Source organism: Kitasatospora sp. NPDC023385, assembly GCF_055664045.1.
This window is the reverse complement of record NZ_JBVOOL010000023.1, coordinates 50889-69338: the sequence shown is the minus strand read 5'-3', so window position 1 is coordinate 69338 and position 18450 is coordinate 50889. Positions and strand designations below refer to the sequence as shown.

Here is an 18450-nt window from a genome sequence, read left to right as displayed (position 1 = left end):
ACAGGCGTTCTCCCTTGCGGTACTCACCTCCTCCGCACCATGCGCCAGTGCGCACCGTGCCGCTCGACGTAGCCGAGCGAGCCCAACTCGTAGAGCCGCTGCAGCACTTCGTCCGGCGGGAGGCCGGACTGGCGGGCCAGTCGCTCGACCGGTGCGCCCTCCGCCGTCGCCGGCACGGCCTCCAGCACCCGGGCCACCGGGGGCTCCAGCAGGTCGCGCGGCAGCACCGGTCCCCTGCGCTGCGGGGCCAGGTCGTCCCCGATCGCCCCGATCAGCTCCCCGATCTCGGCCGCGTCGGTGACCAGCGTGGCACCGCCGCTGCGGATCAGGGCGTGCACTCCGGCCGAGAGCTCCGAGGTCACCGGACCGGCCACGCCCATGGTGTGGCGGTTGAGGTCCCGGGCCCGTCTGGCCGTGCTCAGTGCGCCGCTGCGCACGGCCGCCTCGACCACCACGGTGCCCCGGGTGAGCGCCGCGATGACGCGGTTGCGGAGGACGAAGCGGAAGCGGTTCGGGTGTTCGCCGGGCGGGAGTTCACTGATCAGCAGCCCCTGGACCCCGATCCGCCGGATCAGTTCGGCGTTCCCCTTCGGGTAGGCCACGTCGACGCCGCAGGCGAGCACCCCGATGGTCATCCCGCCCACGGCGAGCGCCCCCCGGTGGGCGGCCGCGTCGATCCCGTAGGCGGCCCCGGAGACCACCACCCAGCCGCGCTCGGCCAGTTGGGCCGACAGCTCCCCGGCGACGTGGGCGCCGTAGGCCGTGCAGGCGCGGGAGCCCACGACGGCGACCGAGCGGAGCGCAAGCAGCCGCAGCGAGCCGGTGCCGACCGCCCAGAGCCCGATCGGGCGTCCATCGCCCAGATCGTCGAGTTGGCTGGGCCATTCCGTGTCCCCCGGAATGATGAATCGTCCACCGGTGTGCCGTACCCGTTTCAGGTCTGTCTCCGGATCCAGACCCGGGAGCCGCGCCTGGTAGCCGGCCAGCCGGACGGAGTCCAGCCCGGGGTGGTCGGGCACCGTGCCGGCCCGGATCGCCTCGACCAGGTCGGCGGCGGGGAGCCGGTCGAGCCAGCGGCCCACCACCGCGTCCCCGGGCTCGCTGAGCCGGCTGAGCATGACGCGGGCGAGGCGCTCGCGTTCGGGCGCTGCCGCGCTGTCGCCCACCGCCCCTGTCGAGCAGGTGGCCGGGGGGTATCTGAACAACTGGTTCATGCCGAGCCCTCCGCGCTCTCCGAACACTCTTTGCCCGTGCTGGGCCGGCCGTTTCCGGGCGGCCCGTCGTCGGGCGGGCCGTCGTCGGGTCGGCCATCCCCGGATCGGTCATCCCGGGGCGGGCCGGTGCGCCGGGCCGGGAGGCCCCCGAGCCGGCCGAACACCCGCTCGGTCAGCGGCAGCCCGTGCTCCACCCCGGTGCGCAGGACCAGGGCCGTCCGCACGTCCCGCTGGTCGGGGCGGTCGCGGCCGGCCAGGTCGGCGACCGTCCAGGCGACCCGGAGCACCCGGTCCAGGCCGCGGGCGGTCAGCACTCCCCGCTCCAACTGACGCGCCACATCGTTGAGCGCGCCGGACTCCAGCTGCCAGCGGGTGCGCAGCTCGTGGCCCGGCACCTCCGCGTTGGTCCGCCAGGGGGTGCTCGCCAGCCTGGCCGCCGCCCGTTCCCGTGCCGCCAGCACCCGGGCCGCGACGGTCTCGGTGGTCTCCGCCGTGGTGTCCCGTTCCATGAGTTCGACCCTCGTCACCGGCGCCACCTGGACCTGGAGGTCGACGCGGTCCAGCAGCGGACCGGAGAGCCTCCCCTGGTACCGGCTGACCATCGCCGGGGTGCACTCGCAGCCCTCGCCCCGGCGTGAGTACCGGCCGCAGGGACAGGGGTTGGCGGCCAGGCAGAGGAGGAAGCGGGCCGGAAGCCGGAGCGACCCGGCCGAGCGGGCGATCACCACCTCGCCGGCCTCCAGCGGCTGGCGCAGCGCGTCGAGCACCCGGACGGGGAACTCCGGGGCCTCGTCCAGGAACAGCACTCCCCGGTGGGCCAGCGAGACGGCGCCCGGTCTCGGCAGGCCGCTGCCGCCGCCGACGATCGCGGGCATCGTGGTGGAGTGGTGCGGGGCGCAGTAGGGCGCGACGGCGATCAGCGGGCGCCCGGCCGGGAGCAGGCCCGCCACCGAGTGGACGGCGGTGACCTCCAGCGCCTCCTTCTGGGTCAACGGCGGGAGCAGCGCGGGCAGCCGCTCCGCCAGCATGGTCTTGCCGGCACCCGGCGGCCCCTTCAGGTAGAGGTGGTGCCCTCCGGCGGCGGCGATCTCCAACGCCCGCCGGGCCTCGTACTGGCCGGCCACGTCGGCCATGTCGAGGCGGGCAGCCATGTCGTCGGGAAGGCCCCGCACGCTCGCGCTGGGCAGCATCAGCCCGGCCATCAGCGGATCCGGCCGGCCGGCGATCGGATCGGGCGGCTCCTCCGGCGGCGGCGCCCCGGTCAGGATGGCGACCAGCTGGCGCAGGCTGCGGACGCCGATCACCGTCACCCCGGGGACGAGCGAGGCCTCGGGCGCGGTCTGCTCGGCTACCACGACCCGCTTGTATCCGGCGTCCGCGGCGGCCAGCACCGACGGCAGCACGCCGCGGACCGGCCGCACCCGGCCGTCCAGCCCCAGCTCGCCGATGATCAGCAGGTCGGCGATGGCGGAGGGGTCGAGCCGTTCGGCGGCGGCCAGCACGGCGCAGGCCACCGCGAGGTCGAAGCCGCTGCCGCTCTTGGGCACCGAGGCGGGGCTGAGGCCGACCGTCAGCTTGCGCTGCGGCCAGGACTCGCCGCTGTTCACGACCGCGGCACGGACCCGGTCCCGGGCCTCGCTGAGCGCCTTGTCGGGCAGGCCGACCAGGGCGAACGCGGCCACCCCGGGCTCCAGATCGGCCTGGACCTCGACGATCACGCCGTCGACGCCGACCAGCGCGACGGAACAGGTACGGGCGAAGGCCATCTCAGACCACCCCCCGCAGGTGGTCGACCAGGGCCGCACCCCGCGCCCGGTTGACCACCGCGACCAGGTCGATCCGCACACCGCCCGGCGGGGCGGGCGGCCAGTGCGGATCCGTCGGGCCGGCGTCGTAGTCGGGCCCGGCCAGCCGGGCGAAGTGGCCGGGCCAGCGCTCGGCCAGCCAGCGCTCGGCCAGGCGTTGCAGCCGGGCGGCCTTGGCCTGGTCGATGGCCTCGCTGGGCTGCTGGAAGCCCCGTTCGGAGCGGGTCTTCACCTCGCAGACCGCCACGGTGTCGCCGTCGAGGGCGACGATGTCCAGCTCGCCCTCCACGCAGCGCCAGTTGCGGTCGAGGATGCGGAGCCCGGCCTCCACGAGGTGGCGGGCGGCGACCCGCTCGCCGTAGCGGCCGAGCCCGTTCCTGGTGCTGCGGTCCGGGACGCCCCGCGTCTTCTTCCCGGGTGCGGCCGTGTTCTTCTTCCCGAGTGCGGCCGTGCTCGGGACGCCCGCGCTCGGTACGCCCGTGTCCGGGACGGCCTGGTCCTGCACGACGGTGTGCTGCATGGTGACCACCTCCGCTGAGGAGGCTGCACCAAGGCGCTCGGCCGGGCCCGGAAATTCTCGTTCCCTGTGGATAACCCGGGCCTGTGGACAACTTTTGTCACCCGCAGGGGTGAGGAGCCCCCGTCCCGCCAAATTCGGCTGGACAACGCGGCACGGAGTCGTTCAACGTCAGTTCCCGAAGCCGGACTCGTCCGAGGGCAGCTCCAGATCGCTCTTCGCGAGTTCCTCGATGTTCACGTCCTTGAAGGTCAGCACCCGGACCTTTCGGACGAACCGGGCCGGCCGGTACATGTCCCAGACCCACGCATCCGCCATCGACACCTCGAAGAACACCTCGCCCTGGACCGAGTGCACCTGCATCTCGTAGTCGTTGGTGAGGTAGAACCGTCGCTCGGTCTCGATCACGTACTTGAACAGGCCGACGACGTCCCGGTACTCCCGGTAGAGCTTGAGCTCCATCTCGGTCTCGTACTTCTCGAGATCTTCGGCACTCATCCAGGCGTCCCCTCAACTTGTCACGTCCACCCATTGTGGACCACCCGCACCCACGGTCAGAGCCGTACCGGTTCCACCGGCGGGCCCTCGGCCAGCAGCCGTTCCAGGAAGTCCGCCAAGCCGACCGGATAGACCGTCTCCGCGGTCCCCCTCAGTTCCTCGACCGTCCACCAGCGCGCCGCGAGCAGCTGGGCGTGTTCCTCCGCGCCCATGCCGGAGTGGTCCAGTCCCGTCTCCGTGGTCCGGGCCAGGTGGAACCACTGCTCCTGTTCGTAGCGCTGCCCCCGAAAGGAGAACGACACCGTGCCGTACCCCACCAAGGGCCCCAGGTCCACGCCCCGCAAGCCCGTCTCCTCCACGAGCTCCCGCTCCGCCGCCTCGCGCACGTCCTCCCCGGCCTCCAAGCCGCCCCCGGGCGTGAACCACCACGCCTCCCCGGGTACCGCGGGATCGGTACCCAGGAAGAGGAGGATGCGGTCCAGCCCGTCCAGCAGCAGGATCCGCGCCGCCCGGCGGCGCTGTGGTGTCATGGCGGCGCTCCACGCTCCTTCCGTTCGCATCGGTGGCGCTTCCGATCCTGCCACCCGGCGCCGCCGTCCGGGGCGATGTTCGCCAGAGCGGCCCGCGCCGCGACGGCCCCGTTCAGGAGCTGCGCCCCCGGCGGATCCGGCGGGCCAGGGCCGCCACGCCGCCCACCGCCGAGGTCACGATGATCAGCGCCGCACCCGCGACGGTGGCGTAGGCGGCGGGCTCCAGCGGGCCGGGCTGCGACGCCCTCGCGCCCGCGAAGCCGTCGAAGGCCGCGGTACGGGCGAGCAGGCCCATCCGGCCGAAGGGCTTCACGGTGGCCTCGACCCTGGCCTCGACGGCGCCTGCCGGGACGGTGCCGCCGTCGACCTCCAGGTGGGTCCGGGAGTCGAGCGAGCCGACCCGGTTGTCGCCGAGGAGGAACAGCCGGCCCTGCGGCACCGTCACGCTGAACGACTCGCCCTGGCGGCCCTGGGCCGCGAGGTACGGCTCGTCCACCGGCTGTCCGTTGACCGTCAGCCGGCGGTTGTCCCCGCTGGTGGCCACGGTGTCGCCACCGACGGCGACCACCCGCTTGACCATGAGCTCCCCGCCCCAGGCCTCGTCCCGGAAGACCACCACGTCGCCCCGCCCGATGGCACCGCCGCCGACCTTCCGGGCCAGCACGGTGTCCCCGACCTGCAGCGTCGGGTGCATCGAGGGGGTGGGGATGTCGTACGGCCGGTAGTCGATCGCGATGAGGGCGAAGCCGCCGATCATCATCAGCAGCCCGAGTGCCAGCGCGATGCCCTGCAGCACCGCGGCGGGCCCGCGTCGCTCACCGGCGGGCGCGACCGGGCGGTCGGCCTCCTGCTCCACGACACTGCTCATCGATACCGTCCACCTCTGGCCGACCGGAGAACACCACTGGCACGCCGGGGTCACCGGCGGAAAAGCCGACGGGCCGTGGCACGTCCGAGCAGATTACTCGTCGGTACCACGGCCCGCGCAAGGGTCGGGGACAACCCGGAGGAGCTCAGGACTCCTTCCGGTGCTCCGCCCGGCCCCGGACCCGACGCACCAGCGGAAGCAGGGCGACGGCTCCCACCGCACCGGCCACGGGGGGCGCCGACTGCGCGGCCGCCGCCAGGCCCTTCTGGTCGAAGGTGCCCGGCACCGACAGCGTCGACCAGTGGTCGACCGGCCAGGCCACCACGAAGGCGCGTCCGATCACGTTGCCCACCGGGACGGTGCCACCGCCCGGCTGGTCCATGTGGAAGCGGGAGTCCAGCGAGTCGGCCCGGTGGTCGCCCATCACCCAGATCCGGCCGTCGGGCACCTTGACCGGCCCGAAGGGGTGGTCACCGCAAGGGGTGTTGCCCTGGTAGACGTACGGCTCGTCGAGTGCGACGCCGTTGACCTTGACCGGCCCGACGCCCTCGCACTCGACGGTGTCCCCGCCGACGGCGATGACCCGCTTGATCAGGTCCTTCTCATCGGCGGAGGGCATCAGGCCGACGAAGCTGAGCACGTCCTGCACACCGCGCACGAAGGAGTTGCTGCTCTGCTGGGTCGGCTCGTCGTTCAGCCAGCCGCCCGGGTCGTGGAACACCACGACCTCACCGCGCTCGGGTTCGGCCCCGAACCAGGGGGTCAGCTTGTCCACCAGGACGCGGTCGCCCACCTGCAGCGTGTTCTGCATCGACTCCGACGGAATGGAGAACGCCTGGACGAAGAAGGTCTTGATCACGAGCGCGAGGATCAGCGCGATGCCGACCAGGATCGGCAGCTCCTTCCAGAAGGAGCGCTGCTTGCGCGGCTTGGCCGGAGCCTCCGACTCCGACCCGTCCGCCGGCTCGGACTCGAAACGCGAGGGTTCCGAGGAGTCGTCCGCCCCGGTGCCGTGGTCGTCCGCCGTCTGGGCCGCGGTGTCCTCGACCGCGGCCGAGGACACCGCGGACTCGGCGGACCGGGCCGCCCGCCGGCCCGGGCCCTCGGGCTCTCCGGCGCCCGAGCGGGCACCGATCGCCAAATCCCCCACAACGTCTCCTCCCTGCTGTGCGGACGCCCGCGCGCCCGCGCTCAAAGTGCCGCACAGCGGGCACCACGCTCGCCATGACCATGAACGCCTCAGGGTTGCCCACCGCGGGCTCCCCTGACACCGGCACAGCCTCGACGGACGACCGGGAGCACTCCCGGCCGCACCTGCACTTCTCTATCACTCCAAGGCATCCGGCTCGCGGTTCCACACGCGAGGCCCGGCCGGTCGGCGGCCGGCGCGGCTCACTCCGGAGGCCGGCCCCGCCGACGAACGACGAGCGGAAAGATGCCCAACACACCCATAACGAGCGGGGGTTGCCGAGGAACCGGCCCAACGTCCACGGATTCCCCGGCAGTTCCACCGGCCCGCGGAGCCTGCGCGAGAGAGGAGAGTGAACCCGGCACGTCGAGTTGATGGAAGCGGTCCAGCGGCCAGGCGATTACGAACGCGCGACCGACCACGCCGCTCAGCGGGATCGTGCCCTGTCCCGGATTGCCCATGTGGAAACGGGAGTCGGCGGAGACGTCCCGGTGGTCGCCCATGACCCAGAGCCGCCCCTGTGGCACGTTCACCTTGAAGGGCTGCCGGGACGGCGGGTTGCCGGGCGCGAGGTAGGGCTCGTCCACCGGATGGCCGTTGACGCTGAGCCGCCCCTGCGCGTCGCAGCACTCGACGGTGTCCCCGCCAACACCGATCACCCGCTTGATCAGGTCCTGCTCGTTGTCGGACGGCAGGAGCCCGACGAAGGTCAGCACCCGCTTGGCGGCGCCGAGCACCGCGCCGTCGTCGGAGGGCTTGTGGTCGCGCTCCAGCCAACCGCCCGGGTCCTTGAACACCACCACGTCGCCACGCTGCGGCTCACTGCCGAACCAGGGGGTCAACTTGTCCACCACCACCCGGTCCCCGACCTGGATGGTCTCCTCCATCGAACCCGAGGGAATCACGAACACCTGGACCAGGAAGGTCTTCATCACCAGTGCCACCAACAGAGCCACCAGGATGATCAGCGGGATCTCGCGCACCAGTGACCGCTTGCGCCGCCGGGCCACGCGTCGGGCGCTGCGACGGCGCTCGGCCCGGCCGCGTACGGCCGGAGCCTCGGCGGTCCCGGCGTCCGCCGGTCCGACGCCACCCGGTTTCCGGGTCGGGCGGTCGGCGAGCCTGCCCCTACCTCTGGTCCCCATGACCGCCCGTCCCCGCAGTCGCGGCGAAGGCCGCGGGCCGGTCCAGGCTGGTCAGGCGCGAGAACGGGTACACCACCCAGTCCGCCCGGCCGATCACCTTCTCCTCGGGCACGAAGCCGCCGCCGGGCTCACCGAGGTGGTCGCGGGAGTCACGGGAGGCGCTGCGGTGGTCGCCCATCACCCACAGTTCGCCGGCCGGGACCACCACGTCGAAGGCCACGCTCGACGGGTCGTCCCCCTGGTCCAGGTAGGAGGCCTCGTCCACCGGGACGCCGTTGACGGTGATCTGGGTGCCCGGGCCGGCACTGGTCACCCGGTCCCCGCCGATGCCGATCACGCGCTTGACGTAGACGGTGTCCCCGGCCGGGGCCAGCCCGAGGTCCTGGGCGAACGACCGCAGGCCGTCCCAGAACCCCTGCGGTTTCACCGACTCCGGGAGGAAGGAGCCCGACCCGTCGAAGACCACGACGTCGCCCCGCTGGGGATGGCCGCCGAAGGCGTAGGCGAGCTGGTTCGCGATCAGCCGGTCGCCCGGGCGCAGGGTGCCCTCCATCGACCCGGAGGGCACCGAGAACGGACGAGCGACGAAGGCGTTCACCAGGAGCAGGGCCGCCAGGCAGATTCCCACCAACAGCAGCAGATCGCGCGAGCGCGAATGGCCGGACTCCTCGTCCGGCTCGTCGTCCGGCTCCTCGCCCTGCTCCGGAGCCTCGGTGGGGCTCTCGGTGGGGCTCTCGGTGGAATTGTCGGAAGCAGCAGCAGGCGTACCAGCCGGCTCCTCCCGGAGGACGGCCCCGGAAACGACCGCGGACCGCGACAGCGAGTCCGCACCGGTGGGTGCGGGACTGCCGTCGCGGTCCGCGGGTGGTTCGTGCGTGCTCATCGGGGGGTGAGCTTACCTTGCGGCCGTTCGGCCCCCCCGGGAGCGCTCCGATCCCCCGGCGAGGCCGGGGGCCGGTGGATCAGCGGTCGCGCTTCTCCTTGATCTTCGCGGCCTTGCCGCGGAGGTCACGCAGGTAGTACAGCTTGGCGCGGCGAACCGCACCGCGGGTCACGACCTCGATCTTCTCGACGACCGGGGTGTGCACCGGGAAGGTGCGCTCCACGCCGACGTTGAAGCTGACCTTGCGAACGGTGAAGGTCTCACCGACGCCGGCGCCGTGACGACGGATGACGACGCCCTGGAAGACCTGGACACGGGAGCGGTTGCCCTCGATGACCCGGACGTGGACCTTCAGGGTGTCACCGGCACGGAAGGCCGGGATGTCGGTACGCAGCGAGGCCGCGTCGACAGCAGCGAGCTTGTTGCTCATGTTGCTCTCCATCGCAGGCGCCACGGGCCGCCCACGGAAATAGTCACAATGGGGTGTGCTGCGGGCCGCATCGGCTGGCGGCGATCCCCCCGTGGCGGGGGCGCCGGTCCACGTGCCCCCTACGGGAGGGAACCAGCGACAGACAGCAGCCGCCTATTCTTCCACACCACCGGCCGCGGACCGAAATCGGCCGAGCCGCTCGTCCCAGGCCAGGCCGAGGATGCTGAGCGCTTCGCGGTCCTTCTTGTCGAAGGCGCCGTGCTGCCAGCGCTCGACCAGGTCGGGCCGGTTCGCCAGGGTGCGGGCGAAGGCCTGCTCGCGCCGCCAGCGGGCGATCCGGCCGTGGTTGCCGCTGAGCAGCACGTCGGGCACGGTCCGGCCGCGCCACTCGGCGGGCTTGGTGTACACCGGGCCCTCCAGGAGGTCGGCCATCGCGCCGGGCGCGAAGGAGTCGTCGCGGTGGGATTCGGCGTTGCCGAGCACCCCGGGCAGCAGCCGGGCGATCGCCTCGACCATCACCAGCACCGCGACCTCGCCGCCGGCCAGGACGTAGTCGCCGATCGAGGCCTCGACCACCGGCATGCGGGTGGCGGCTTCGTCGATCACCCGGCGGTCGATGCCCTCGTAGCGCGCGGGGGTGAAGGCCAGCCAGGGGCGGCCGGCCAGTTCCTGCGCGAGCTCCTGGGTGAAGGGGCGCCCGCTGGGGGTGGGCACGACCAGGGTAGGCAGCTCGCCCTCGGGGCCGCCGGCAACCACCGCGTCCAGTGCCTCGCCCCACGGCTCGGGCTTCATCACCATGCCGGGGCCGCCGCCGTACGGGCTGTCGTCCACCGTGCGGTGCACGTCGTGCGTCCACTCGCGCAGGTCGTGGACGTGCACGTCCAGCTGCCCGCGGGCGCGCGCCTTGCCGACCAGCGAGATGTTCAGCGGCTCGAGGTACTCGGGGAAGATCGAGACGACATCGATCCGCATGCCGCTCTGCACGCTGCCGCCCGGCGCGTCGCCACCCTGCACCTCGCCACCCTGCGCGCCGCCGTTCTCCTCGACGGTCACTCCGACTCCTCCGGGTCCTCGGCCTGGTCGGCCGAGGAGGTGCCGGCGACATCGGCCTGGTCCGGGTCGATCAGCCCGCCCGGCGGGGTGATCACCGCGCGCTGGTTCTCCAGGTCGATGGTCGGCACGATCTGCCGGACGAAGGGCACCAGCACCTCCGTCCCGTCGGGCTTCTTCACCGTGAGCAGGTCCTGGTACGGCAGGTGGACCACCTCGGTCAGCTCACCGACCAGCGTGCCGTCGAGCAGCACCACGTCCAGGCCGATCAGCTGGTGGTCGTAGTACTCCTCCGGATCGTCGGGCGTCTCCTCCGGGTCGATCTCGGCGATGAGCACGGTGCCCCGGAGAGCCTCGGCCGCGTTGCGGTCCTTGACGCCGACGAAGCGCAGCAGCAGTCGGCCGCTGTGCACCCGACCGGACTCGACGGTCAGCGGCCCGGTCGACGCGGGGTCGGTGAGCAGGACGGCACCCGGGCCGAGCCGGAGTTCCGGCTCGTCGGTGCGGACCTCGACGCTGACGTCCCCCCTGATGCCGTGGGCACGGCCGATCTTGCCGACGACGAGCTGCACGGTGATCGTTCTCCTGGAGTTCCTGGGCCGAATCGAAAAGCACGACGGGATTGGAAGCCGTGATGCGAAGGATGGTGCTGAGGATGGTGCTGTGGGCTGTGCGAAGCGGTAGTGCAAAGCGGTAGTGCGAGGAAGCGGTGGTGCGGGGGAACGAGAAAAGGCCGACCGGGACGACATGCGTCCCGGTCGGCCCCAAGCCCTGACGGCTGAACGAGCAGCTGCGTCAGTGAATGTTGTCCACGTCGACCAGGTCGACCCGGACGTTGCGACCGCCGAGGGCGCCGACCACGGTGCGCAGAGCGCGCGCCGTGCGGCCGCCCCGGCCGATCACCTTGCCGAGGTCATCGGGGTGCACTCGCACCTCGATGGTGTTCCCCCGACGCAGGTTGCGCGAGCGCACCTGTACCTCGTCGGGGTGCTCGACGATGCCCTTCACCAAGTGGTCGAGGGCGTCCTCGATCACGCTCAGGCCTCGACGGCGGCGTCGGCGTCAGCCTCGGCCTTGTCCGACTTCTTGGCCTTCGGGGTGATGGCAACACCGGTGGTGGCGTCCTCGAAGCCGGCGACGGCCTTCGCGAACAGGTGCGAGAAGTCCTCGACCTTGGGCTCGGCGACCAGCAGCGGCGCCGGGGCCGGCAGGCCCTTGAACTTCTGCCAGTCACCGGTCAGCTTGAGGATGGCGAGCACGGGCTCGGTCGGCTGGGCGCCGACGGACAGCCAGTACTGGGCGCGGTCGCTGTCGACCTCGATCTTCGAGGGGTTGTAGGTCGGCTGGTAGATGCCGATCTCCTCGATCGCACGACCGTCACGCTTGGTGCGCGAGTCGGCGATGACGATGCGGTAGTGCGGGGAGCGAATCTTGCCGAGACGCTTCAGCTTGATCTTGACTGCCACGGGAGTGGGTTCTCCTGGTGTTGACGTGGGTGAGCGGGCTCGCCGTCGCGTGGGGTTGCGGGGCGGACCGTTCAAGGGACACGCCAGCCGTAGGAGAGAGGGGTCCTTGCCCGGCTGCCGAGTACTCAGCTGTCCATTCTGCCATACCGGCGCGAACCGCCCGCACACGGGCCCGGGGACCGACCAGGGCTCGACCGGGAGCCCCCGCTCCCGGCCCAACCCACGTGTTCACCGCTGGTGCGCCGTACGACCGTCCCGCCGAACAGCACACATTTCCTCACCTGCTCGCCCGTTGCACGCGCTCGTACGCGCTCGCACGTGCTCGCATCCTCCCGGTACTGCCGGACCGCTGCCCGCACAGCAGTCCGCCGGATGGCCGAGCAACCGAGTCGCCGAGCAACCGAGCGGCCGGGCCGCCGACCGCTTACGCGATCTTGAACGGCTGCTGGCACGCACCGCAGACGATGGACGCCTGCGCGAGCACCGACGGTACGACCCGGACGTTGCGCCCGCAGCCGCAGACCGCCTTGACCCGGACGCCGCCCCCGGAGGAGCCGTGCCGCGCGGCCGGGCCGCGGAAGGCACGCGTCGCGCCGTCACCGGTGACCGCCTCCTGGTGCGCGCCGAGGGCGCGATCCAGGCGCTCGATGGTGCCGGCGTAGCGTTCCTGGGTCTCCTTGAGCATGGTCACCTGGGAGAAGCCGCTGCTTGCATGCGGTTCGACCGGGTGCGCCAGGCCCAGCTCGGAAGCGAGCATCAGGAAGCGCCGGTTGTGGTAGCGGCCGGCCCGCGAGGTGTCCCGGATGTCCCGGGCCGCGGCCAGACCGTGGGCAGCCTCGTGGAGGAGCCGCTCGAAACCGAGCCGCGTGCCACAGGCCGAGGAGGATTCGCCGATCAGGGCCTCGGGCGAGGCCAGGTCGGGGAGATCCTGGTGGTAGGCCTGGATGTCACTCCAGGCGGCGGCCAGTTCGGCCGCGAGAACGAGGGGCTGTGTCGTGCTCACGCTAGACCAACGATGGAGTGCGAGCCGATGTTCCGCATGTTCCCGTTCTTCGGGAATTCACAGGGAACTCCCAGGAATGCAAGGCCGCGCGCGAATTGCGCGCTCCGGATCTGACGCAAGACCAACCCCCTGCCGGTTCGGCCCGTCGTAGAGTCGGCGGGCCTGAGGAATTCCGTCCGGGAGCGGGCTGTCGCCCCCAGGACGTGCGGCCCGTGGTCCTGTCGGATTGACAGGGCCACGGGCCGTACACCGTACCGCTATTCGGTTAATACCGGGAGCTGACCGGCCAGTAGGGATGTCCCGGTCGGGACGGGCCCGGAAGAGTTACCGGATTCTTACCCATCCGCATTCCGGGCAAATGTCGCCGCCAACGGACATTACCCGCTGGTAACGGACATCCGGCGGACATCCGACGAACATCGCCGGCCCGCGGAACGGATACGGAACTGTCGCCGAAGCGATGTCAGTACGCGCGGGCGACGATCGCGATATTGCCGTCCTGGTCGTCCGACTGCGGCACCGAACCGTCGGCCGCGACGATGCAGCGCACCGTGACGCCCTGCTCGGCCAGCTTGGCCTCGCCCTCGGCGCCGAGGTCGGCCCAGAGGATCCGGCCCCAGCCGGTCGCGGCGGCCTCGACGGCCTCGTCGATGGTCGCGACGTCGACCGTACGGGCCTCGCGGCGCTCGCGGGACTGGCGCAGCAGCAGCGCCTGGTCCTCCTCCAGGATGCCGGGGATCAGCGCGGCCAGGGCGTCGATGGAGACCGCCTCCTTGCCGCCCGGGATGCGGCGGGCCAGCATCGCGGTGCCGCCGGGGAATTCGGAGGAGGCCAGGTCGCGCGGGCCGACCTCGATGCGCAGCGGGACGCCCTTGAGCTCCCAGTCGACGGCGCGGCGGCCGAACGGCGTGTCGGTGCGGTCGTCCACCACGACCCGGATGCCGACGGCCTCCAGCCGGGCGCCGATCTCGCGGACCTTGGCGATGACCGCGTCGTCGCCCTTGATCGCGAGCACGACGACCTGGACGGCGGCCAGGCGCGGGGGCACCCGCAGGCCGTTGTCGTCACCGTGGGACATGATCAGGCCGCCGACCATGCGGGTCGAGACGCCCCAGGACGTCTGCCAGACGTACTCGCGCTCGGCGCCCTGCAGCTGGTAGGTGGTGTTGAACGCCTTGGCGAAGTTCTGGCCCAGCTCGTGGCTGGTGCCGAGCTGCAGGGCCTTGCCGTCACCCATCATGCCTTCGAGGGTGAGGGTGTTGATGGCGCCGGCGAAGCGCTCCTTGGCGGTCTTGCGGCCGAGCACGACGTCGATGCCGAGCACGTTGGTCATGAAGTCGCCGTAGACCTGGGTGTGGATCATCGAGGCGTACGCACGGGCGTCCTCGTAGGTGGCGTGGGCGGTGTGGCCCTCCTGCCAGAGGAACTCGGTGGTGCGCAGGAAGATGCGCGGGCGCAGCTCCCAACGGACCACGTTGGCCCACTGGTTGATCAGCAGCGGCAGGTCGCGGTGGCTCTGCACCCACTTCGAGAAGTACTCGTTGATGATCGTCTCGGAGGTGGGCCGGACGACGACCGGCTCGTCCAGCTGCTTGCCGCCGCCGTGGGTGACCACCGCGAGCTCGGGGGCGAAGCCCTCGACGTGCTCCGCCTCCTTGGTCAGGTAGGACTGCGGGATGAACATCGGGAAGTAGGCGTTCTGCGCGCCCGCCTTCTTGATCCGCGCGTCCATCTCCTGCTGCATCCGCTCCCACAGGCCGTAGCCGTACGGTCGGATGACCATGGTGCCGCGCACCGGACCGTTGTCGGCCAGCTCGGCCTTGTTGATGAGGTCCTGGTACCAGCGCGGGAAGTCTTCCGCCTGAGGGGTGAGAACGGGTGCCTTAGCCATGGGGCGAATCGTACGGGGAGCGACCCCCTGACTTCGAATCGGTATCACACCCGTGGCCGGTGGCGAGCCGGGCCGGCCGCAGGGGGGCGCACTACCGCGACGTGCGCGCACCACCCCGCACCCCTCTGGACGCCGGGCCCGACCCGCTGTTCGCTGGAGTGGGGCGGGACTTTGGGGGAGCCGTAGCAGCACACCGAAGGACCGGATGGGAGGCCGCGATGGCTTCAGCTCGAACGACCGGCACGACCGCACGACCGACCGGCGCACGCGCGCACCACCAGCGGCCCGCGGGGCCCCGGCCCACGCGGGCGCGCGACTGGGCGGAGATCCAGGAACGCATGCTGGTGCCGCTCTACGAGGCGGTCTACGACCGGCTGGAGGTCGGCCCGGCGAGCAGCGTGCTGGGCCTGGGCTGCCGGTCCGGACTGGCGCTGCTGCTCGCCGCCGGGCGGGGTGCTCAGGTCGCCGGGCAGGAGCCTCGCGAGGAGCTGCGCGCGCTGGCGCACGACCGTCGGCTGCGGGTGTGCGCCGGGGCCCGGCCGGCCGCCGCCGTCCCCCGCTCGGCCCATTCGCTGGTGACGGTTTTCGAGCAGCTGCCGGGCGCCGGCGAGTCGGGTCCGGTGGTGGCCGAGGCCGCCCGGCTCACGCTCCCGGGCGGGCACGTGGTGCTCGCCGCCTGGGGCCCGCCGGAGCGCTGCGAGAGCGCCCCGGTGCTGGACGTGGCCCGGCGGATGGCGGGCCGGACCACCGCGCGCGACCCGTTCGAGCTGAGCACGCCCGGGGCGCTGGAGGACCTGCTCGCCCCGGCCGGCCTGCGCCCGGCCGGCAGCGGCCGGGTGAGCTGCCCGTTCGCCTACCCGGACCTCGACAGTGCGGTGCGCGGCCTGCTCTCCACCGGCCTGTTCGAGGCGGCCGAGGAGTTCTCCGGCGCCTCGCTGGTGGCCAAGGAGCTGGAGGAGGCGCTGCAGCCGCACCTACGCCCGGACGGCTCGGTCCGGATGGAGAACGTGTTCCGCTACCTGGTCGCCGAGCGGCCGCGCTAGGAAACGCGAACCGGGGGCGCCCGCCATCTCGGCGAGCGCCCCCGGCATCCGGCTTCACGCCTGGTCGAGCGACTTTCCGTCCGGGCCCTCGACGCCATCAGGCCCGCCAGTCCCATCAGGCCTATCAGGCACATCAGGCCCGTCAGGCCCGTCAGGCCTGTCCGGCCCGTCAGGCCTGTCCGGCCCGCCGGCCTCCTCGGAGCCGCCCTCCCGGGGCATCCCCGCCGCCCGGTACGCCGCCTCCTCGTCCAGCGTCTCCGCCTCCAGCAGGGCCGCCGCCAGCGCGTCCAGCCGGTGCCGCTGCTCGGTCAGCAGCCGCACCGCGTCGTCGTAGCACTCTGAGACGATCCGCCGGGCCTCCTCGTCCACCGCGTCCAGCGTGGTCGGCGCGGCGGAGAGCCCGTACGCCCCCTGCGGGTCGGAGGGCACCGCGGTGAGCCGGCCGACCCGCTCGCTCATCCCCCAGCGCCCGGCCATCCCGCGGGCGATGTTGGTGACCTGCTCCAGGTCGCTCTCCGCGCCGGTGGTGATCACCCCGTAGACGACCTGCTCGGCCGCCATGCCGCCGAGCGCGCCGATGATCCGGCCGCGCAGGTAGGGCTCGGTGTACGAGTAGCGGTCGTTCTCCGGGGTGGAGAGGGTGACGCCGAGCGCCCGGCCGCGCGGCACGATGGTGATCTTGCGGACGGGGTCCGCGCCGGGCTGGAGCATGCCGAGCAGCGCGTGCCCGCTCTCGTGGTACGCCGTCCGCTCGCGCTCCTCCTGCGGCATCACCAGCGGTCGCACGGCGCCGAGTTGGACCTTCTCCAGGGCGTCCGAGAGGTCCCGGTCGTTGACCGCGTCCTGTTCGCGCTTGACGGCCAGCAGGGCGGCCTCGTTGACGAGGTTGGCGAGTTCGGCGCCGGTCATCCCGGGGGTGGCCTTGGCCAGCCGGGTGAGGTCGGTGTCGCCGGCCAGCGGGACGGTGCGGGTGTGGATGCGCAGGATCGCGGCGCGGCCCTCCCGGTCGGGCGGGCTGACGGTGATCCGCCGGTCGAAGCGGCCGGGGCGCAGCAGCGCCGGGTCGAGCACGTCCGCCCGGTTGGTCGCGGCGATCACGATGACGCCCTCGGAGCCGGTGAAGCCGTCCATCTCGGTGAGGATCTGGTTGAGCGTCTGCTCGCGTTCGTCGTGGCCGCCCATGCCGCCGCCCGCGCCGCGCTGGCGTCCGATGGTGTCGATCTCGTCGATGAAGATGATCGCCGGGGCGACCTTGCGGGCCTCGGCGAACAGCTCGCGGACCCGGCTGGCACCGACGCCGACGATCATCTCGATGAACTCGGAGGCGGAGGCGGAGAAGAACGGCACGTCCGCCTCGCCGGCCACGGCCCGGGCCAGCAGGGTCTTGCCCGTCCCGGGCGGCCCGCTCAGCAGTACGCCGCGCGGCATCTTGGCGCCGAGCTTGCGGTACCGCTCGGGGTTCTTCAAGTAGTCGACCACCTCGGTGAGTTCGGCCTCGACCTCGTCGATACCGGCCACGTCGGCGAAGGTGGTGCGCTTGCCCTGCTCGGCGGTGACCGGCTTCGGCGGGGCCTTGCGGCCGAGCGGCCCGGCGCCGAGGCCGCCGGCCATCCGGCGGGCGAGCAGCACCCAGATGAAGACCAGCAGCAGCATCGGGGCGAGCGAGAGCAGCAGGTTGGTGAGGAAGCTGCGCTGCTGGACGGGCGAGGTCGCGGTGACCTCGACCCCCTGTTGTTGCAGGGTGGTCCAGAGGTTGTCGCCCGCGAAGGAGGGCCGCTGGGTGGCGAACTCGGTGTAGTCGCCCTTGCCGCCGTCCGGCTTGGGCTGCGCGCTCTTGAGGGTGCCCTCGATCGCGTCGCCCTTGGCGTAGATCTTGGTGATGTTGCCCTTGTTCAGCTGGTTGTTGAACTCGGTGTAGGAGACCGTGGTGGCGCCCTCGTTGCCGAAGAACGAGAGCAGCACGTCCGAGATCAGGAACACCACGAGGGCGGTGAGGACGAGCCCGGTCCAGCCGCCGGGCATCCGACGGCGGGGTGGCGGCGGGGGCGGGGCGCCCTCGGAACGCCAGGGTTGGTCGGGAGTCTGACGCGGCGGCACGGGTTCGGTCACCCACCGGACGATACGGACCGGCACTCGGGCCGGCCAACCGCAACACCGCGCCCGACCGCCCGCACGGGGCCGCCCGAACAGACCTGACCGACCACCCGTACAAGGTCTCCCGCACGGCGCCCCGGGGCCTGCCACCAGCGGTTATGCCGAGGCGCCCGGCCACTCCTCCGCGGTCAGCGCGAACCGCTCGTGGTCGCGCCAGCCGCCCTGCAGGAACAGCATCCGCGGGGAGAAGCCCTCGTGCCGGAAGCCCAGCCGCTCGGCCATCGCGATCGAGCGCCCGTTCTCCGGCTGGACGTTGATCTCCAGCCGGTGCAGCCCGAGCCCGTCGGCCGACTGCGGGGCGAAGCAGCGGTCCAGGACCAGCCGCATGCCCTCGGACATCCGCCCGGTGCCGGCGAACGGCAGGTAGGAGTCGTAGCCCAGCGTGGCGTTGCAGAAGCGGCCCATCACGATGTTGGCGACGTTCACCTTGCCGACCAGTCCGCCGGTCTCCCGGTCGGCGATCAGGAAGGTGCGCAGGCCGACCCCCTGGCGCTCCAGCAGTTCGGGCAGTCCGTCCGGCTCGACCGGGTTCCACCGGCCGATGTGGTCGGCGGACCGCCGGACCGCTTCGGCGTACGCCACCGCGTCCTCGGCCCTCGGGGCCTTGATCATCACTCGCATGCCCCCATCATCGGACACGCGCTCGGCCCGTCGCCCGGAATTGCCGGACGACGGGCCGAGTGGAGTCGATCAGGGCCTGTCAGCGCTCATCAGCGCCTGCCAGGGGCCCATCAGGGCCGATCAGGGGCGGGTGCCCCTTGCCG

19 protein-coding genes are annotated in these 18450 nt (G+C 72.2%); 1 reads left to right on the top strand and 18 read right to left on the bottom strand.

Annotation, left to right across the window (positions count from 1 at the left end; genetic code table 11):
• Positions 1-23 precede the first annotated feature (23 nt).
• From dprA to proS, 16 genes are all read right to left on the bottom strand, one after another.
• Positions 24-1214 carry a DNA-processing protein DprA gene (gene dprA / locus AC0B61_RS28875; RefSeq protein WP_471744110.1) on the bottom strand — a complete coding sequence of 397 codons (1191 nt, stop codon included), beginning with the start codon at positions 1212-1214 and terminating at the stop codon, positions 24-26.
• Positions 1211-2980, bottom strand: coding sequence for a YifB family Mg chelatase-like AAA ATPase (locus AC0B61_RS28870; protein ID WP_471744108.1), 1770 nt, complete (start codon positions 2978-2980; stop codon positions 1211-1213). Before AC0B61_RS28870 ends, dprA begins: the two co-directional genes overlap by 4 nt.
• 1 nt (position 2981) lies before the next feature.
• Positions 2982-3539, bottom strand: a complete 558-nt coding sequence (locus tag AC0B61_RS28865) for a YraN family protein (protein ID WP_471744106.1) — start codon at positions 3537-3539, stop codon at positions 2982-2984.
• A gap of 168 nt (positions 3540-3707) precedes the next feature.
• Positions 3708-4034, bottom strand: coding sequence for a DUF2469 domain-containing protein (locus AC0B61_RS28860; protein WP_030243512.1), 327 nt, complete (start codon positions 4032-4034; stop codon positions 3708-3710).
• Between the two features lie 56 nt (positions 4035-4090).
• Positions 4091-4564: an NUDIX hydrolase gene (locus tag AC0B61_RS28855; protein WP_471744104.1), complete on the bottom strand. Its 474-nt coding sequence runs from the start codon at positions 4562-4564 to the stop codon at positions 4091-4093.
• Between the two features lie 112 nt (positions 4565-4676).
• Positions 4677-5432, bottom strand: coding sequence for a signal peptidase I (gene lepB / locus AC0B61_RS28850; RefSeq protein ID WP_471744102.1), 756 nt, complete (start codon positions 5430-5432; stop codon positions 4677-4679).
• Positions 5433-5577: 145 nt separating this feature from the next.
• Entirely contained in the window at positions 5578-6582 is a 1005-nt protein-coding gene (gene lepB, locus AC0B61_RS28845) for a signal peptidase I (RefSeq protein WP_471744100.1), read from the bottom strand.
• Positions 6583-6824: 242 nt separating this feature from the next.
• Positions 6825-7604, bottom strand: coding sequence for a signal peptidase I (gene lepB / locus AC0B61_RS28840; protein ID WP_471744098.1), 780 nt, complete (start codon positions 7602-7604; stop codon positions 6825-6827).
• Positions 7605-7749: 145 nt separating this feature from the next.
• Complete coding sequence (lepB, locus tag AC0B61_RS28835; RefSeq protein ID WP_471744096.1) at positions 7750-8649, bottom strand: signal peptidase I; 900 nt, start codon at positions 8647-8649, stop codon at positions 7750-7752.
• A gap of 79 nt (positions 8650-8728) precedes the next feature.
• On the bottom strand, positions 8729-9079 hold the full coding sequence (gene rplS / locus AC0B61_RS28830) for a 50S ribosomal protein L19 (protein WP_030243502.1): 351 nt from the start codon (positions 9077-9079) through the stop codon (positions 8729-8731).
• 153 nt (positions 9080-9232) lie between these two features.
• Complete coding sequence (gene trmD, locus AC0B61_RS28825; protein ID WP_471744162.1) at positions 9233-10051, bottom strand: tRNA (guanosine(37)-N1)-methyltransferase TrmD; 819 nt, start codon at positions 10049-10051, stop codon at positions 9233-9235.
• A 77-nt stretch (positions 10052-10128) separates the two neighbouring features.
• A complete protein-coding gene (gene rimM, locus AC0B61_RS28820; RefSeq protein ID WP_471744094.1) occupies positions 10129-10701 on the bottom strand; it encodes a ribosome maturation factor RimM in 573 nt (190 codons plus the stop codon).
• A 223-nt stretch (positions 10702-10924) separates the two neighbouring features.
• Positions 10925-11164 (bottom strand): RNA-binding protein, encoded by a 240-nt coding sequence (locus AC0B61_RS28815; RefSeq protein ID WP_396567185.1) that lies wholly within the window; start codon positions 11162-11164, stop codon positions 10925-10927.
• Positions 11165-11166: 2 nt separating this feature from the next.
• The gene (gene rpsP, locus AC0B61_RS28810; RefSeq protein WP_471744092.1) at positions 11167-11595 is read right to left on the bottom strand and encodes a 30S ribosomal protein S16; all 429 of its coding nucleotides are present in this window, start codon (positions 11593-11595) and stop codon (positions 11167-11169) included.
• Between the two features lie 424 nt (positions 11596-12019).
• Entirely contained in the window at positions 12020-12598 is a 579-nt protein-coding gene (locus AC0B61_RS28805; protein WP_030243495.1) for a hypothetical protein, read from the bottom strand.
• Positions 12599-13061: 463 nt separating this feature from the next.
• A complete protein-coding gene (gene proS, locus AC0B61_RS28800) occupies positions 13062-14489 on the bottom strand; it encodes a proline--tRNA ligase (protein ID WP_471744090.1) in 1428 nt (475 codons plus the stop codon).
• 218 nt (positions 14490-14707) lie between these two features.
• Between proS and AC0B61_RS28795 the strand changes: the two genes are divergently transcribed.
• Positions 14708-15532 carry a class I SAM-dependent methyltransferase gene (locus AC0B61_RS28795; protein ID WP_471744088.1) on the top strand — a complete coding sequence of 275 codons (825 nt, stop codon included), beginning with the start codon at positions 14708-14710 and terminating at the stop codon, positions 15530-15532.
• Positions 15533-15586: 54 nt separating this feature from the next.
• Here AC0B61_RS28795 and ftsH read toward each other — a convergent pair whose 3' ends face one another.
• Together ftsH and AC0B61_RS28785 are read right to left on the bottom strand one after the other, a co-directional pair.
• Positions 15587-17641 carry an ATP-dependent zinc metalloprotease FtsH gene (gene ftsH, locus AC0B61_RS28790; RefSeq protein ID WP_471744086.1) on the bottom strand — a complete coding sequence of 685 codons (2055 nt, stop codon included), beginning with the start codon at positions 17639-17641 and terminating at the stop codon, positions 15587-15589.
• A gap of 141 nt (positions 17642-17782) precedes the next feature.
• Positions 17783-18307, bottom strand: a complete 525-nt coding sequence (locus AC0B61_RS28785) for a GNAT family N-acetyltransferase (RefSeq protein WP_471744084.1) — start codon at positions 18305-18307, stop codon at positions 17783-17785.
• Positions 18308-18450 lie beyond the last annotated feature (143 nt).

What these genes read in the sequence shown, in the direction of transcription:
- AC0B61_RS28860 (WP_030243512.1), bottom strand. Translation starts at nt 4,034, where the DNA reads ATGAGTGCCGAAGATCTCGAGAAGTACGAGACCGAGATGGAGCTCAAG.
- dprA (WP_471744110.1), bottom strand. Translation starts at nt 1,214, where the DNA reads ATGAACCAGTTGTTCAGATACCCCCCGGCCACCTGCTCGACAGGGGCG.
- lepB (WP_471744102.1), bottom strand. Translation starts at nt 5,432, where the DNA reads ATGAGCAGTGTCGTGGAGCAGGAGGCCGACCGCCCGGTCGCGCCCGCC.
- AC0B61_RS28870 (WP_471744108.1), bottom strand. Translation starts at nt 2,980, where the DNA reads ATGGCCTTCGCCCGTACCTGTTCCGTCGCGCTGGTCGGCGTCGACGGC.
- AC0B61_RS28855 (WP_471744104.1), bottom strand. Translation starts at nt 4,564, where the DNA reads ATGACACCACAGCGCCGCCGGGCGGCGCGGATCCTGCTGCTGGACGGG.
- AC0B61_RS28865 (WP_471744106.1), bottom strand. Translation starts at nt 3,539, where the DNA reads ATGCAGCACACCGTCGTGCAGGACCAGGCCGTCCCGGACACGGGCGTA.
- trmD (WP_471744162.1), bottom strand. Translation starts at nt 10,051, where the DNA reads ATGCGGATCGATGTCGTCTCGATCTTCCCCGAGTACCTCGAGCCGCTG.
- AC0B61_RS28795 (WP_471744088.1), top strand. Translation starts at nt 14,708, where the DNA reads ATGGCTTCAGCTCGAACGACCGGCACGACCGCACGACCGACCGGCGCA.
- AC0B61_RS28785 (WP_471744084.1), bottom strand. Translation starts at nt 18,307, where the DNA reads ATGCGAGTGATGATCAAGGCCCCGAGGGCCGAGGACGCGGTGGCGTAC.
- rplS (WP_030243502.1), bottom strand. Translation starts at nt 9,079, where the DNA reads ATGAGCAACAAGCTCGCTGCTGTCGACGCGGCCTCGCTGCGTACCGAC.
- lepB (WP_471744096.1), bottom strand. Translation starts at nt 8,649, where the DNA reads ATGAGCACGCACGAACCACCCGCGGACCGCGACGGCAGTCCCGCACCC.
- proS (WP_471744090.1), bottom strand. Translation starts at nt 14,489, where the DNA reads ATGGCTAAGGCACCCGTTCTCACCCCTCAGGCGGAAGACTTCCCGCGC.